Source organism: Arsenicicoccus sp. UBA2120, from assembly GCF_002330965.1.
Taxonomy (GTDB): Bacteria; Actinomycetota; Actinomycetes; order Actinomycetales; family Dermatophilaceae; genus Arsenicicoccus; species Arsenicicoccus bolidensis.
In genome coordinates this window covers 1-14,442 of sequence record NZ_DCYC01000031.1, presented here as the reverse complement: position 1 = coordinate 14,442, position 14,442 = coordinate 1, and the positions used below count along the sequence as shown (strand labels likewise).

At 72.5% G+C, this 14,442-nt stretch carries 14 protein-coding genes and 1 riboswitch; of the genes, 10 read left to right on the top strand and 4 right to left on the bottom strand.

Features of this window, described 5'->3' with window-relative positions:
- The first annotated feature begins 3 nt into the window (after positions 1-3).
- The 6 genes from sufC to B2P18_RS04005 all read left to right on the top strand — a co-directional run bounded on the left by sufC (position 4) and on the right by B2P18_RS04005 (position 4,936).
- Entirely contained in the window at positions 4-786 is a 783-nt protein-coding gene (sufC, locus tag B2P18_RS04030; RefSeq protein WP_029210051.1) for a Fe-S cluster assembly ATPase SufC, read from the top strand.
- Complete coding sequence (locus B2P18_RS04025; RefSeq protein ID WP_029210052.1) at positions 786-2,111, top strand: cysteine desulfurase; 1,326 nt, start codon at positions 786-788, stop codon at positions 2,109-2,111. The genes sufC and B2P18_RS04025 overlap by 1 nt, the downstream gene beginning before the upstream one ends.
- Positions 2,111-2,599: a Fe-S cluster assembly sulfur transfer protein SufU gene (sufU, locus tag B2P18_RS04020; RefSeq protein WP_019284803.1), complete on the top strand. Its 489-nt coding sequence runs from the start codon at positions 2,111-2,113 to the stop codon at positions 2,597-2,599. The genes B2P18_RS04025 and sufU overlap by 1 nt, the downstream gene beginning before the upstream one ends.
- Positions 2,596-2,928: a metal-sulfur cluster assembly factor gene (locus B2P18_RS04015; RefSeq protein WP_019284804.1), complete on the top strand. Its 333-nt coding sequence runs from the start codon at positions 2,596-2,598 to the stop codon at positions 2,926-2,928. Before sufU ends, B2P18_RS04015 begins: the two co-directional genes overlap by 4 nt.
- Before the next feature lie 72 nt (positions 2,929-3,000).
- Positions 3,001-3,489: a phosphoribosyltransferase gene (locus B2P18_RS04010; RefSeq protein ID WP_019284805.1), complete on the top strand. Its 489-nt coding sequence runs from the start codon at positions 3,001-3,003 to the stop codon at positions 3,487-3,489.
- 28 nt (positions 3,490-3,517) lie between these two features.
- Entirely contained in the window at positions 3,518-4,936 is a 1,419-nt protein-coding gene (locus B2P18_RS04005; RefSeq protein WP_286955980.1) for an acVLRF1 family peptidyl-tRNA hydrolase, read from the top strand.
- A 28-nt stretch (positions 4,937-4,964) separates the two neighbouring features.
- Here B2P18_RS04005 and ribH read toward each other — a convergent pair whose 3' ends face one another.
- The 3 genes from ribH to ribD are packed head-to-tail and all read right to left on the bottom strand — an operon-like array spanning position 4,965 to position 7,892.
- Positions 4,965-5,456, bottom strand: a complete 492-nt coding sequence (ribH, locus tag B2P18_RS04000; protein WP_029210054.1) for a 6,7-dimethyl-8-ribityllumazine synthase — start codon at positions 5,454-5,456, stop codon at positions 4,965-4,967.
- 1 nt (position 5,457) lies between these two features.
- Entirely contained in the window at positions 5,458-6,717 is a 1,260-nt protein-coding gene (ribB, locus tag B2P18_RS03995; protein ID WP_286955979.1) for a 3,4-dihydroxy-2-butanone-4-phosphate synthase, read from the bottom strand.
- Positions 6,717-7,892 (bottom strand): bifunctional diaminohydroxyphosphoribosylaminopyrimidine deaminase/5-amino-6-(5-phosphoribosylamino)uracil reductase RibD, encoded by a 1,176-nt coding sequence (gene ribD / locus B2P18_RS03990; RefSeq protein WP_239264820.1) that lies wholly within the window; start codon positions 7,890-7,892, stop codon positions 6,717-6,719. The genes ribB and ribD overlap by 1 nt, the downstream gene beginning before the upstream one ends.
- Before the next feature lie 126 nt (positions 7,893-8,018).
- Positions 8,019-8,152, bottom strand: a riboswitch (FMN riboswitch).
- Positions 8,153-8,400: 248 nt separating this feature from the next.
- Here ribD and B2P18_RS03985 point away from each other — a divergent pair.
- The 3 genes from B2P18_RS03985 to B2P18_RS03975 all read left to right on the top strand — a co-directional run bounded on the left by B2P18_RS03985 (position 8,401) and on the right by B2P18_RS03975 (position 12,189).
- Positions 8,401-10,326 carry a DUF222 domain-containing protein gene (locus B2P18_RS03985; protein WP_286955977.1) on the top strand — a complete coding sequence of 642 codons (1,926 nt, stop codon included), beginning with the start codon at positions 8,401-8,403 and terminating at the stop codon, positions 10,324-10,326.
- A 109-nt stretch (positions 10,327-10,435) separates the two neighbouring features.
- Entirely contained in the window at positions 10,436-11,686 is a 1,251-nt protein-coding gene (locus B2P18_RS03980; RefSeq protein WP_286955974.1) for a hypothetical protein, read from the top strand.
- Positions 11,687-11,691: 5 nt separating this feature from the next.
- On the top strand, positions 11,692-12,189 hold the full coding sequence (locus tag B2P18_RS03975; protein ID WP_286955972.1) for a hypothetical protein: 498 nt from the start codon (positions 11,692-11,694) through the stop codon (positions 12,187-12,189).
- Positions 12,190-12,285: 96 nt separating this feature from the next.
- Here the strand turns inward: B2P18_RS03975 and B2P18_RS03970 are convergent, their stop codons facing one another.
- Positions 12,286-12,903, bottom strand: coding sequence for an HAD family hydrolase (locus B2P18_RS03970; RefSeq protein WP_019284814.1), 618 nt, complete (start codon positions 12,901-12,903; stop codon positions 12,286-12,288).
- A gap of 36 nt (positions 12,904-12,939) precedes the next feature.
- Here B2P18_RS03970 and B2P18_RS03965 point away from each other — a divergent pair.
- On the top strand, positions 12,940-14,442 hold a 1,503-nt coding region (locus B2P18_RS03965), incomplete at its 3' end, for an alpha-glucosidase (protein ID WP_286955969.1).

Here is a 14,442-nt window from a genome sequence, read left to right as displayed (position 1 = left end):
CCAATGGCCACTCTGCAGATCAACGACCTGCACGTCTCGGTCGACACCGAGCAGGGCTCCAAGGAGATCCTCAAGGGCGTCGACCTCACGGTCCGCTCGGGGGAGACCCACGCGATCATGGGCCCCAACGGCTCCGGCAAGTCCACGCTCGCCTACGCCATCGCCGGTCACCCGAAGTACCAGGTGACCAGCGGCACCGTCACCCTCGACGGCGAGGACGTCCTCTCGATGAGCGTCGACGAGCGCGCCCGCTCGGGCCTGTTCCTCGCGATGCAGTACCCCGTCGAGGTGCCCGGCGTCACGGTGTCCAACTTCCTGCGCACCGCCAAGACCGCGGTCGCCGGTGAGGCCCCCAAGCTGCGTACCTGGGTCAAGGACGTCAAGAACGCCATGGCCGACCTCAAGATGGACCCGGCCTTCGCCGAGCGCAACGTCAACGAGGGCTTCTCCGGCGGCGAGAAGAAGCGCCACGAGATCCTCCAGATGGAGCTGCTCAAGCCGTCCTTCGCGATCCTCGACGAGACCGACTCCGGCCTCGACGTCGACGCCCTCAAGATCGTGTCCGAGGGCGTCAACCGGGTGAAGTCCGGTGGCGACGTGGGCGTCCTGCTCATCACGCACTACACGCGGATCCTGCGCTACATCAAGCCGGACTTCGTCCACGTCTTCGTCGACGGCAAGGTCGTCGAGGAGGGCGGGCCCGAGCTCGCGGACCGGCTCGAGGACGAGGGCTACGACCGCTTCGTCAACGCGCCGGCGCCGGCGGCCGCGCCCGCGACGGTCTGATGACCGACGTCTTCACCCCGGAGGAGTCGGCCCGCATCCGGGCCGACTTCCCGATCCTCGCGCGCACCGTGCGCGGCGGGAACCCGCTCGTCTACCTCGACAGCGGGGCCACCTCGCACAAGCCGTCCCAGGTGATCGACGCCGAGCGCCACTACTACGAGACCGTCAACGCGGGCGCCCACCGCGGCGCGCACCTGCTCTCGGAGGAGGCGACCGACGCCTACGAGGGCGCCCGCGCCACCGTCGCGCGGTTCGTCGGTGCGCCGACGCCGGACGAGATCGTCTTCACCAAGAACGCCACCGAGTCGCTCAACCTCGTGGCCTACGCCTTCAGCAACGCCGGCTTCGACGGCGCGATGGACGGCGCGGACCCCGCTGTGGCGCAGCGGTTCTCGATGGGTCCCGGAGACGAGATCTGCATCACCGAGATGGAGCACCACGCCAACCTCGTGCCCTGGCAGGAGCTGGCCCGACGCACCGGCGCCACCCTGCGCTGGCTCGGCGTGACGGACGACGGCCGGCTCGACCTGAGCAACCTCGACGAGGTCGTCAACGAGCGCACCAAGGTGCTGGCGTTCACCCACGTGTCCAACGTCCTCGGCACCATCAACCCGGTGCACACCCTCGTGGCCCGCGCCCGCGAGGTCGGCGCGATCACCGTGCTCGACGCCTGCCAGAGCGTCCCGCACCTGGGCGTCGACGTGCAGGAGCTCGGGGTCGACCTGGCCGCGTTCAGCGGTCACAAGATGCTCGGCCCCACCGGGGTCGGTGTCCTGTGGGGACGCACCGAGCTGCTCGCCGCGATGCCGCCGTTCATCACCGGTGGCTCGATGATCGCCGTGGTGCGCATGGAGCAGACCACGTATGCCGCTCCGCCGCTGCGCTTCGAGGCCGGCTCGATGAACGTCGCGCAGGCCGTCGGCCTGGCCGCGGCGTGCGACTACCTCGACGAGCTCGGCATCGACCGCGTCCACGCCCACGAGACGATGCTCGCCGAGCGGCTCCTCGCCGGTCTCGCGCAGCGTCCGTGGGTGCGGGTCGTCGGCCCCACGACCCTGGAGGACCGCGGCTCCACCGTGGCCTTCGTCGTCGACGGCGCCCACGCCCACGACGTCGGTCAGGTCCTGGACGACCAGGGCGTCGAGGTGCGGGTCGGTCACCACTGTGCCTGGCCGCTGCACCGGCGGATGCGCGTGGCGGCGACCACGCGGGCGAGCTTCGCGCCATACAACACCGTGGACGAGGTCGACGCGCTGCTGTCGGCCCTCGACAGGGTCCCCGCGATCTTCGGGCTCGACGTCGCGCAGGAGCAGGAGGCGAGCTGATGGACCTGTACCAGGAGCTCATCCTCGACCACTCCAAGCGCCCCCGGCACCCGGGGCTGCGCGAGCCCTACGAGGCCGAGGTGCACCACGTCAACCCGACCTGCGGCGACGAGGTGACGCTGCGCGTCCACGTCGACCGCACCGCGGGCTCGCCGGACCAGATCACCCTCGAGGACGTGTCCTACGACGCGCTCGGGTGCTCGATCTCGATGGCGTCGACGTCGGTCCTTGCCGAGGAGTGCATCGGCCGCCCGCTGTCCGAGGTCTTCGAGACCTTCGGGGCGATGCGGCACATGCTCACCAGCAAGGGTGCCGACCACGGGGACGAGGAGGTCATCGGCGACGGCGTGGCCTTCGCCGGCGTCGCGCAGTACCCCGCCCGCGTCAAGTGCGCCCTCCTCGGATGGACCGCCATGGTCGACGCCCTCGCCCAGGCCGGCGTCGACATCTCCAGCACCAGCCAGACCAGCAAGGAGTCACGAGCATGAGCGACCAGACCACCACCCTGCCGCCCAACGTCGCGGACGTCGAGGAGGCCATGCGCGACGTCGTCGACCCCGAGCTCGGCATCAACGTCGTCGACCTCGGCCTCGTCTACGGCATCACCGTCGACCCGCAGTCCAACGCGGTCATCGACATGACGCTGACGTCGGCGGCCTGCCCACTGACGGACGTCATCGAGGACCAGACCGCGCAGGCCCTCGAGGGCCTCGTCGCCGACCACCGCATCAACTGGGTGTGGATGCCGCCGTGGGGCCCGGACAAGATCACCCCCGACGGCCGCGAGCAGCTGCGCGCCCTCGGCTTCAACGTCTGACCGTCGACGCACCGCACGAGGCCCCCTCGCTCGACTCGGAGCGAGGGGGCCTCGTGCGGTTCAATGGGCCGTATGACGACGCCCCCCGCCGACCGCGAGATCCTCACCTACGCCGACTTCGGGCGGTCCATGCGCGAGCTGGCGCAGGCGATCGTCGACGACGGCTACGAGGTCGACGTGGTCCTGTCGATCGCCCGGGGCGGCCTGCTGATCGGTGGGGCGCTCGGCTACGCCCTCGGGGTCAAGAACTGCTCGGTCATGAACGTCGAGTTCTACACCGGGGTCGACGAGCGGCTCGAGATGCCGGTCATGCTGCCGCCGACCCCCAAGGCCATCGACCTGTCCGGCATGAAGGTCCTCATCGCCGACGACGTCGCCGACACCGGCCGCACGCTCGAGCTGGTGCACGAGTTCTGCCGCGACCACGTCGCCGAGTCGCGCACCGCCGTGATCTACGAGAAGCCGCACTCGATCATCAAGCCCGACTACGCGTGGAAGCGCACCGACGCCTGGATCGACTTCCCCTGGTCGGTCGAGCCGCCCGTCACCCGCAGCGCCTGAGCTGGGTGTCGTGCCCACCGGCGGTGTCGTGCCTCGCAACGCTGCCGGGGCGTCCCGTGCGCTCCCTCAGGACGGCGCCGACCACCACCTCCACCACGTTCACGGCCCCCACGACGTCCACGTCGACCCGGCGCGCCTGACCTCGTGGGTCGGCGGCTTCCTCGACCGGCACGGCCCCGCCCGCTGGGGCCACGACCGGGGCAGCGTCGTCGTGCGGGCGGCGGACGGTGCGGTCGCCCGCCTCGACGCGCTGGACCCCACGGGCAGCGAGGCGGTCTCGTCCCTGCGCACCCTGGTCGGCTGGCCGGGCCCGCAGCCGCGCCTCGCCCTGGTCCTGCTGCGACGAGGCCGATATGCCGTGGGCCTCGCGGACGCCACCGACCTCGTGGCGCACACGGCGGGGAGCCGCTATGTCCAGTCCCGCACGGCGGCAGGAGGGTGGTCGCAGCAGCGCTACCAGAGGCGGCGTCGCAATCAGGCGGAGGCCCTGGTGCGGCACGTGGCCGATGAGGTCGTCCGCATCTGCTCGGGGGCTGGACCCGCAGGGGATCGGGGCGGTGGGGGAGGAGCGCGCGGTGGGCGAGGAGCACCGAGCGGGGTAGGAGCGCCTGGTGGATCGGTCTCGCTCGGTGGCGCCGAGGCGCTCGTGCTCGGCGGTGACCGCGGGCTGGTCGAGCGGGTGCTCGAGGACCCTCGGCTCGCCGCCTGGCGGGGGCTGCCGAGGCGGGAGGCGTTCGGCATACCGGACCCGACCCACGCGATCCTGCGCGAGGAGCTGAGACGGGCCCGGGCCGTCCGCGTGACCATCCACCAGCCGACCTCCACGGGAGCGCGCCGCGGTGGCATGGTGGAGGGCATGACCGGAGAGACGATGTCCGATGCCCGCGAGCTGATCCCCGCCGCTGCCGCTGCGGTGACCGACCTCGTCGAGCGCATCCCCGCCGACGCGTGGGGCCGCCAGAGCCCCTGCGAGGACTGGACGGTCCGCGACGTCCTCAACCACCTGACCAGCGAGCACCTCTGGGCGCCACGGCTGCTCGGCGGCGAGACGGTCGAGCAGGTGGGCGACGACTACGACGGCGACGTGCTCGGTGACGATCCCGTGGAGGCGTGGCGGTCGGCGCAGACGCGGTCGGTGCTGGCCTTCGGGGCGGTGGGGGACGACGACCAGGAGGTGTCGGTGAGCTCGGGGAGGATCCCGGTGCGGGAGTACGCCGCGCAGATGCTCGTCGACCTCACGGTGCACGCCTGGGACCTCGCGCGGGGTGCCGGGGTGCCGGTGACGCTCGTGCCCGAGGCGGTCGACGCGTGCCTCGGCTATGCCAACCGCGTGACCTCGGGCGGCGGCGTGGAGGGGATCTTCGGCGCGCCGGTGTCGACGAGCTCCCGCGATCGTGTCGACCAGCTCGTGGCGCTGCTGGGCCGCGACCCCGCCTGGCGGGACTGAGCTCGACGGACCTCGACGGACTGGGTCGTCAGGTGGTCTGCCGGCGACCCTGCGGAGCGAGCTCGCGCAGCGTATTCGCCGTCGCGACGGCCGCCGTCGCCGCCTCGTGACCCTTGTCCTCACGGGACCCGGGCAGCCCGGCGCGGTCCAGCGCCTGCGCGTCGTCGTCGCACGTGAGCAGCCCGAACCCGATCGGCACCCCGGTCGTCACGGCGACCCGGGTGATGCCGTCGGTGGCGGCGCTGCACACGTAGTCGAAGTGCGGTGTGCCCCCGCGGATCACGACGCCGAGGACGACCAGGGCGTCATACGAGGGTGCCAGGCGCGCGCAGGCCACCGGCAGCTCGAAGGACCCGGGCACGCGCACGAGGTCCACGTCGGTGACACCGGCCTGCTCGAGGGCTCGATGGGCGCCGTCGACCAGTCCGTCCATGACGGTGTCGTGCCAGGACGACGCGATGATCGCGACGCGCAGGCCGCTGCCGTCGACGGTGAGGGTGGGGGAGCCGTGGCCGGCCATGTCATGCCTCCTGGGCGAGGGTCGGGTGGGCGAGTGGGGTGCCGTCGACGGGGTTGGCATCGAGGGGGAGCGTGTGGCCGAGGCGGTCGCGCTTGGTGCGCAGGTAGGCCGCGTTGGCGGGGTTGGGCGGGACATGGGAGGGCTCGGTCGCGGCGACCTCGATGCCGGCGTCGGTGAGGGCGTCGACCTTGCGAGGGTTGTTGGTGATCAGGCGGACTCGCGTCAGACCCAGGTCGTGGAGGATGGCCGCCGCGCCGGCGTACTCGCGGGCGTCCACGGGCAGGCCGAGCAGCTCCTGCGCCTCGACGGTGTCGGCGCCGGCGTCCTGCTCGTGATAGGCGGCGAGCTTGGCCAGCAGCCCCACGCCGCGGCCTTCGTGCCCGCGGACGTAGACCACGGCCCCGCCCTCGGCCGCCACCCGCGCGAGGGCGTGCTCGAGCTGCGGCCCGCAGTCGCACCGCAGCGACCCGAACGCGTCGCCCGTCAGGCACTCGGAGTGGACGCGCACCAGCGGCGTCGCGTCGGCGTCGGTCCCGCGAGGGCCGACCAGGGCCACGTGCTCGGCCCCGGTGACCAGGTCGTGATAGCCGTATGCCGAGAACAGCCCGTGCCGCGTGGGCACCGTGGTCCCGGCCGCGAGGCTCACGCGGTCGTGCACCTGGCGGTGACGGACCAGCGCGGCGATGGTGATGACCGGCAGGTCGTGCTGGGCGCCGAGGGCCACGACGTCGGGCGTCCGCATCATCTCCCCGGTGTCGTGGACGAGCTCGCCGATGGCGCCGACGGGGGACAGGCCGGCGAGACGGCACAGGTCGACGGCGGCCTCCGTGTGTCCGGCGCGGGTGAGGACGCCGCCGTCACGAGCGCGCAGCGGCACGACGTGGCCCGGCCGGATCAGGTCGGTCGGTCGTGCGTCGGCATCGGCGAGGGTGCGCAGGGTCGTGGCCCGGTCGGCGGCGCTGATGCCGGTCGTGACCCCGGCCGCGGCGTCGACGGTCACGGTGTAGGCCGTCCGCAGGCTGTCCTCGTTTCGCTCGACCATGAGGGGAAGGTCGAGCCGGTCGGCCCAGGCGTCGGGCATGGGCGCGCAGACGTAGCCGGACGAGTGCCGGATCGTCCACGCCAGCCACTCGGTGGTCATGGTCTGCGCGGCGAGGACGACGTCGCCCTCGTTCTCCCGGTCGACGTCGTCGAGGACGAGGACCGGCCGACCCTCCCGCAGCGCCCGCAGGGCGTCCTGGATGGGTGGCTCGAGGAACATCACTGTCCTCCTGGGTGATCGACGCGATGGTGCACCGGTTGGGGCCGGAGGGTGATCCGGACGTCGCCGTCGAGGACGGCCACGTCGGTGGTCGTGAGGCGGTGCGCGTCGGCGATGGTGGCGACCCCGAGATCCCCCACCGCGGCCGCGCCGGCGCCGAGCAGCGCGGGTGCGACATACGCCACGACCCGGTCGACCACCCCGGCCCGCAGCCAGGCGGCGGCCGTCGTGGGGCCGCCCTCGAGCCACACGTGACGGACGTCCAGCTCGTGCAGGGTGGCGAGGACCAGGTGCGGGTCGCGCTCGCGGACGAGCAGGCTCGGGGCGCCGTCGTCGAGCACCCGGGCCGTGGGCGGTATGTCGCGACGGCCCACCACCACGCGCACCGGCTGCCGCTCGTGGTGGGACCCGTCGGCGTCGCGCACCGTCAGGCGGGGATCGTCGGCGAGCACGGTGCCGGTGCCGACCACGACCGCTCCGGCGGTGGCTCGCAGCCGGTGCACGTCGGCGCGGGCCGCAGGGCCGGTGATCCACTGGCTGCTGCCGTCGCTCGCCGCCGAGCGGCCGTCGATCGTGGCGGCGAGCTTCCAGGTGACGAAGGGCCGGCCGTGGGTCACGGCGTGCACGAAGGCCTCGACCAGCGTGGCGGCCCCCTCGACCGGCACCAGGTCGCACCGGACACCGGCCGCGCGGAGGGTGTCGGCGCCCCCGACGGCCACGGGGTTGGGGTCGGGCAGGGCATAGGCGACTCGTCGGACCCCCGCCTCGACCAGGGCCTCGGCGCACGGGCCCGTGCGTCCGGTGTGGTTGCAGGGCTCCAGCGAGACGTAGGCGGTGCCGCCGCGGACGTCGTGGCCTCCGGCCCTGGCCTGGGCGAGCGCGGCCAGCTCGGCGTGCGGCGTGCCGGCGCCGCGGTGCCAGCCCTCGCCGACGACCTCGCCGTCGCTGCCCAGCAGGACGCAGCCGACGCGCGGGTTGGCGTCAGCCGCCGGGCCGTTGGCGGCCAGGGCTACGGCGCGGTGCAGGAGCACGAGGTCGCGCTCGCGCTGCTCACGGTCTCCGTGGCTGTGCTGCTCGTCGTGCTGGTCGTGTCTGTCGTGCTCGGCGTGCTTGTGGTGGTGGCCGTGTCGGTCGTGCTCGCCCCGGTCGTCGTCGGCGGCGGTCTGGCCGGTCATCTCGTCCCTCTCGCTCGCTGCTGGTGCGCGAGCTCCGGGGAATGACGGCGACGGACACCCTGGCCGGCCGGGCCGACATACGGCCTGCCGCAGGGTGCCCTGCGTCGAGGCACCCTCTCGGGCACCTCTCGTGCTGACTCCCATCCGGACTTTCACCGTCGGTCCTGGAGTTCCACCAGGTCAACCGCCCACCTCGAGAGGTGGTCGGGTCGCGGACTGTCACCGCCGGCTCGGAATTGCACCGACCCCGGAGCACGTGCCGCCGACTATGCCACAACGGCCTGTGGGCCCACCTCGACGTCCGTCGCAGCCTCGGAGGGGCGGGTCACGGTGCGCCTCGGATTCGCCGCCCTCGCCCGGGGCCTGCACGGCACGCGACATCGACCGGGCTGCACCGGCTCTGACCTGCGGAAACACCTATCCAGACCCTTCCCTCGACCGGCCTCCGGCGGTATCCTAGGACCAGGTCCCACGGTGGGGCGTTGAGGTTGGGGAAGGGGCGGTTAACATGATCATCGACACCCGCTCTCTCGGTCTGCCCGACGTGATCGTCGAGGCGTTGGAGACGATCCTGGTCGCCACCACCGACACACCCCCTGGAGCCGAGCCGCGCCCTGACTCAGAGGTGCTGGAACAGCTGGCCCTGGCTCGCGTGGTGGCTGTCCAACGCCTGACCGGACACCTGCACGCCCTGGCCATCTCCGCCCACGCGGAGCTGCAGGACAGCATCGCCACCGAGCTGGGCGCGCTCGCGGGTCCCGACCCGTGCCCGAGCCGCGCCGCCAAGGCCGTCGCGGAGGGCCATCGGGTGGCCAACGCCGAGATCGTCACCGCCACAGGCCTGGCCTTGCACGAGGTGCAGCGGCGCTCGCGCCTGGCCGCCTCGCCACGCGAGTTCCTGGGGGCGCTGCTGAGTGCGCTGACCCATGGCCGCACCACCCTCGAACGCGCCACCGCGGTCCGCGACGACACGGCCGCCCTGCCCGACGAGGCGGCGGAGCGTGTCCTCGACCGGGTCCTCGCGCCCAAGCACGGACACGCCCCCGACGACCTCTCGCCCGAGGCGACGTTGAGCCACGCGCGCTTCCTGCGCCGGCTGCGCGAGCGGGTGGTCCACGAGACGGCACGGGTGCGCACCGCCGATGAGGAGCGCACCCGGCGCCTCGAGGAGCGTGACGTGTGGAGCCGGGTCGACGACCACGGCGTGGCCCAGCTCGGCCTCTCCGGGCACCCGGACCAGGTGGCTGCGGCCAAGGGCCGGATCGACCAGCTCGCCCGGGCCGCCAAGCAGGGCGGCGACTCACGTCGGCTGGCGCAGCTGCGTGCCGACATCGCTCTGGCCCTGCTCACGCACGGGACGACCGCGACCCAGCCAGGGACCGGAGACGTGACCCAGCCGGAGACCAGGGACCTTTTCCCACCCACGTCCGGCGCACCCGCGCCGCAGGGAGCCGATCGGCCGTGGGCAGCTGGACCCGGGGGTGGCGATCTCGGCACCGTGGCGGCCAGGTCGGCCCCCGATGTGGTTGCCGCAGCGGGCAGCTCGGGTGCCGACGTCACCCCTGCGGCTCCGGACCCGTGGGTGCACCCAGACCCCGGATCGCCGTTCGCCGACCTCATCCTCCGCGACCACGAGGAGCAGGTCGCCTCCGAGCTGCATCAGCAGGAGGAGCTGGCCGCCGCGGACAGCGAGCGCGCGCGTGCCGCACAGGCTGCGGCCGAGCAGATCGCCCGCACCGCCGCGGCGCTGGCTGACCTGCGTGCCCCTGCCCACGTCGACGTGCGGGTCGACCTGCTGACCCTGCTCGGCCTGCGCGACGACCCGGGATACCTGGATGGCATCGGTCCGATCCCTGCCAAGACCGCGCGCGAGATCGCCCTGCGCACCGACAGCAGGTGGCACCGGCTTGTCCACGACCCCGTGACGGGCATCCTCTACGACCGCCGAACGGTCTCCTACCACCCCACACCGACGATGCGCGACGACGTCGTGGCCCGTGACCTCACCTGCCGCGCACCCGGCTGCACCCGCCCCGCCCAGGTGTGCGACCTCGACCACGTGACCCCCTACCCCACGGGTCCGACGAGCCCGGCCAACCTCGTGGCCCTGTGCCGCTACCACCACCAGCTCAAGACCCGAGGCCACTGGGACTACCGGCTCGACGGCGAGGGCCGGCTCCACGTGACGACCCGCACGGGACAGCGCGTCGAGGGCGGCGCGCACGAGCACCGGGACGCCGACCCCGCCGACCGTGCTGCCGCTGAGGTGCGTCCAGCACCCGGGCTGGACGAGTGGTCCGGCGGCGAGGGGCCGCGAGGGAGTCTGCCCGGACTGCTCGTTCCTGATCTGGCGACATGGCGACACCTCGACCTCGACAAGGTGCGCGCGCTCCGCGCTCGCGGCTTCATCGTCGTCCTGACGCTGGCAGCCTGAAGCGGGGTCCGGATTCACAGGTGACGTCCACCAACCATGGAGATAGGTGCGGCGTCGGAGGGGGTGCAACCGCGTTCCACGCACCACTCAGCCCCGAAAGGCCCCTGCCATGTCGTCGTCCGACACCCCCGCGTCGCGTCGCTCCACCTCGACGCGATCGATCGCGTCCTCCGCCCTGGTGTCCTCGTCCGTCGTCGCGACCCTGCTCGCGGGCACGTTCGCTGCCGCACCCGTGGCCCAGGCCTCGTCCCAGGTCGAGCAGGACCGAACCCCGCGCCTCTCAACCGTGAGATCCACGGCATCCACGTCGCCGTCTGTGGATGGGGAGAACGACGGCCCGCACTCGCCCGTCAACCGCAAGCGCGCCGCCACCACCACCGTCCGGCGGGCCGGTGCGGTCATCCGGGACGTCGACCTGGGTGACGTGGAGCTGGGCAAGCGCAAGGGACAGTTCCGGTCCCCGGTCCGCGGCGTCCTGGTGACCCCGGACCGTCCGCGCGCCAACGCGCCCCTGGTGATCATGTCCCACCTCCGCTCGCCCGGCTGCGCCGATGACGTCAGCGCCTTGCCGTGCCCAGGCAAGGACGTGCGATACGACCGCGGCATGACCTACCTGGGGGAGTCGCTCGCCAAGCAGGGCTACAGCGTGCTCATCCCTGACCTGGCACCGCTGTTCATCGGCATCGGCATGGCCCAGCCCTACGACCAGCAGGCCGGCTACCGCACGATCGTGGGGCGGCTGCGCGACGAGACGGTGGCCGCCAGCGCGGGGCGCGCGACCGCTTTCGGCAAGGGGCTGAACGGCGCCATCGATGCCCGTCGCACCGCCTTGATCGTCCACTCCCGCTCGGCCTACGTTGCCGGCCCGCTGGTGCAGGCCTGGTCGCGCAGCAGCTCCCCGATCGTCTCGGTCATGGCCTACGGCGGCGCGTTCGACGCCCCCGACGACCACGGGCGGTTCACACCGATGATCCCGGACGTCCCGTTCCTCGGGATCGTGGGTGACCGGGGCAAGGACACGAAGTTCACGGGCCAGCTCTGGCTCACGCAGCACGCCGGCGCGAGCCGTCGCACCCCGGCCCTGATGAGCGTGGTGCCCGGTCTCGGTCACAACTACGTCAACCGCGCCCTGTCCTCCACGCGACTCGACGACCGTGCCGGGTGCGACGCCACCTGCCCGGGACCGGCGGCGCACGAGCGCTTCCTCAGCTCGGCCGCCCGCCTGTGGCTCGACGCCACCGTGCGCCGCACGCGCACGACGCTACCCATGACGGCCGCCGCCCCCCTCCCCGCCACCCTCGGTGGCCTGCCCGCTCACGGCTGGCGGTCACCAACGCTCCCCGCGTCAACGCCTACCTAGGCGGGATGCGCGGCTCGATGCGCCCGATCGGCCGCGGCGGCTCGGTGCGGCCCTGCCTGTACGTCGACCCGATGAATCCTGCCAAGCCCGCCAACGCCTGCCCCGAGCCGCAGCGCGGAGACGTCCAGAACGCGAGCCGCGTCGCTCGCGTCACCGTCACCCCCTCCGGTGGCGTGCGGGTGGCCGCCAGGACCAGGGGTGTGCGCGAGCTCGTCCTGCAGCTGAGCCCCAACGACGATCGGGCCGACCGACGCGCCGGCTCCCCGCTGCGGGTGACCGTCCGCACCGCGTCCGGGCGCCCCACCGTCATCGACGTCCCGGCCAACCACCCGGCGCTGCGCAACCGCGCCGGCGCGGACGCCAACGGCACCTACGCGATCGGCACGGTCCGCCTGATGATGCCGCGCTCCGTGACTGCGTCGACCGTCACCGGCATCGACCTCACCGGTGGGAGGGCCTCGAGCAGCCTCGACATCCGGGCGGTGGACCTGGTCACCGGCTGACCTGTCAGTGGCTGAACCGTCACTGGCTGAGTCCGCCACGCCCCCTCACCGGCCGCAGCCCTGACCCGCTGACCCCAGCAGGGGGGAGCCAGCGGGTCAGTCCAGCAGGCGCTCGATGGTGGCGGGCAGGGCGGCGAGGCTCGGTATGACGCTCGCCGCTCCCGCCTCCCGCAGCGCTCGGGTGTCGTGGGCCCCGGACACGACGGCGATGCCCAGGACCCCCGCGAGCGATGCGGCGTGCATGTCGGCCACGTGGTCGCCGACGTAGAACGCCGCGTCCTCCTCGCGCAACGGGATGGCCTTCTGCTCCCCGAAGTGGTCGCCGTAGTACGCGTCCACCAGGTCGCGCAGGCCCGCGTCGACCAGCGCCACGTCGACGACGGGGTGGTGCTTGGCGGACACGACCACCGTCCGGAACCCGTTGTCGCGCAGCCATTCCAGGGCGTCGCGCGCCCCGGGCATCGGCCCGGCCTCGCCCGGCCGCTCCTCGTCGTACGCGCGCCGGTAGAGCGGCACGAACTCGGCGGGGTCGGTGCCGGGGGCCACGCGCTGCAGGATCTCCTCCAGCGGGTAGCCGAACCACGGTGTGAACGCGGTGGGCTGGACGTCGGCGATCCGCATGGTGCGGAACGCCGAGCGGAAGGACTCCACGATGCGTTCGGTGGAGTCCACCAGGGTCTGGTCGAGGTCGAAGCCGACGGTGCGGGTCGTCATACCCTGATCCTCTCGCACCCGACCGACGGAGGACGCATGCTGCAGACCGACCTGCCCCGCGACTGGTGGGCCTCGGCCGTGGTCTACCAGATCTATCCCCGCAGCTTCGCCGACAGCGACGGCGACGGCGTGGGTGACCTGCGCGGCGTCATCGGCCGGCTCGACCACCTGCAGCGCCTGGGCGTCGACGTCCTGTGGCTCAGCCCCGTCTACCGCTCGCCCATGGACGACAACGGCTACGACATCAGCGACTACCAGGACGTCGACCCGGTGTTCGGGACGTTGGCGGACCTGGACGAGCTGATCGCGGCGGCCCACGAGCGCGGCATACGGCTGCTCATGGACCTGGTGGTCAACCACACGAGCGACGAGCACCCGTGGTTCCAGGAGGCACGCTCGAGCCGCCACTCGGACAAGCGCGACTGGTACGTTTGGCGCGACGAGCCCAACAACTGGGAGTCCTTCTTCTCCGGGTCGGCCTGGGAGCTGGACGAGGCGACGGGTCAGTACTACCTGCACCTGTTCAGCCGCAAGCAGCCGGACCTCAACTGGGAGAACCCGCAGGTCCGCGAGGCGGTCTACGCGATGATGCGGTGGTGGCTCGCCCGGGGCGTCGACGGCTTCCGGATGGACGTCATCAACCTGATCTCCAAGGTGCCCGGCCTGCCGGACGGCGAGCAGGCACCGGGCGAGCCCTTCGGCAACGGCTTCCCGCTCGTCGCGTGCGGCCCCCGCCTGGAGGAGTTCCTGCGGGAGATGAACCGGGAGGTCTTCGCATGCCACCCGGACGCCTACCTGACGGTGGGGGAGATGCCGGGGGTGACCGTCGAGCAGGCCCGGTCCTACACCGATCCCGCCAACGCCGAGGTCGACATGGTCTTCCAGTTCGAGCACGTCGACCTCGACGGTGGACCGGGCGGCAAGTTCGACGTGCAGCCGCTCGACATGGCGCGGCTGCGCGAGTCCCTCATGCGCTGGCAGGTGGGCCTCGCCGAGACCGGCTGGAACTCGCTCTACTGGGACAACCACGACCAGCCCCGCGCCGTCTCCCGGTTCGGGGACGACGATCCCGTATGGCGGGAGCGGTCCGCCAAGACGCTGGCCACCGTCCTGCACCTGCTCCGGGGCACGCCGTACATCTACCAGGGCGAGGAGCTGGGCATGACCAACAGCCCCTTCGCGACCATCGCCGACTTCCGCGACATCGAGTCGCTCAACTACTTCGAGGCGACCCAGCATGGGCACGTCGACGCCGAGGCGCTCCTCGAGGGGCTGCGCTACAAGGGCCGCGACAACGCCCGCACCCCGATGCAGTGGGACGACTCGCCGCACGCCGGCTTCACGACCGGCACGCCGTGGATCGAGGCCAACCCCGGCTACACCGAGATCAACGCGGCGGCGCAGGTCGACGACCCCACCTCGGTCTTCGCGCACTACCAGCGCCTGATCGCCCTGCGCCACGCCGACCCCCTGGTCGCGCACGGGTCGATCGAGCCGCTGGCCATGGATCACCCTGACCTGTGGGCCTACTCGCGGTCG

What these genes read in the sequence shown, in the direction of transcription:
- sufC (WP_029210051.1), top strand. Translation starts at nt 4, where the DNA reads ATGGCCACTCTGCAGATCAACGACCTGCACGTCTCGGTCGACACCGAG.
- B2P18_RS04025 (WP_029210052.1), top strand. Translation starts at nt 786, where the DNA reads ATGACCGACGTCTTCACCCCGGAGGAGTCGGCCCGCATCCGGGCCGAC.
- sufU (WP_019284803.1), top strand. Translation starts at nt 2,111, where the DNA reads ATGGACCTGTACCAGGAGCTCATCCTCGACCACTCCAAGCGCCCCCGG.
- B2P18_RS04015 (WP_019284804.1), top strand. Translation starts at nt 2,596, where the DNA reads ATGAGCGACCAGACCACCACCCTGCCGCCCAACGTCGCGGACGTCGAG.
- B2P18_RS04010 (WP_019284805.1), top strand. Translation starts at nt 3,001, where the DNA reads ATGACGACGCCCCCCGCCGACCGCGAGATCCTCACCTACGCCGACTTC.
- ribH (WP_029210054.1), bottom strand. Translation starts at nt 5,456, where the DNA reads ATGGCCGGCCACGGCTCCCCCACCCTCACCGTCGACGGCAGCGGCCTG.
- ribB (WP_286955979.1), bottom strand. Translation starts at nt 6,717, where the DNA reads ATGTTCCTCGAGCCACCCATCCAGGACGCCCTGCGGGCGCTGCGGGAG.
- ribD (WP_239264820.1), bottom strand. Translation starts at nt 7,892, where the DNA reads ATGACCGGCCAGACCGCCGCCGACGACGACCGGGGCGAGCACGACCGA.
- B2P18_RS03985 (WP_286955977.1), top strand. Translation starts at nt 8,401, where the DNA reads ATGATCATCGACACCCGCTCTCTCGGTCTGCCCGACGTGATCGTCGAG.
- B2P18_RS03980 (WP_286955974.1), top strand. Translation starts at nt 10,436, where the DNA reads ATGTCGTCGTCCGACACCCCCGCGTCGCGTCGCTCCACCTCGACGCGA.
- B2P18_RS03975 (WP_286955972.1), top strand. Translation starts at nt 11,692, where the DNA reads ATGCGCGGCTCGATGCGCCCGATCGGCCGCGGCGGCTCGGTGCGGCCC.
- B2P18_RS03970 (WP_019284814.1), bottom strand. Translation starts at nt 12,903, where the DNA reads ATGACGACCCGCACCGTCGGCTTCGACCTCGACCAGACCCTGGTGGAC.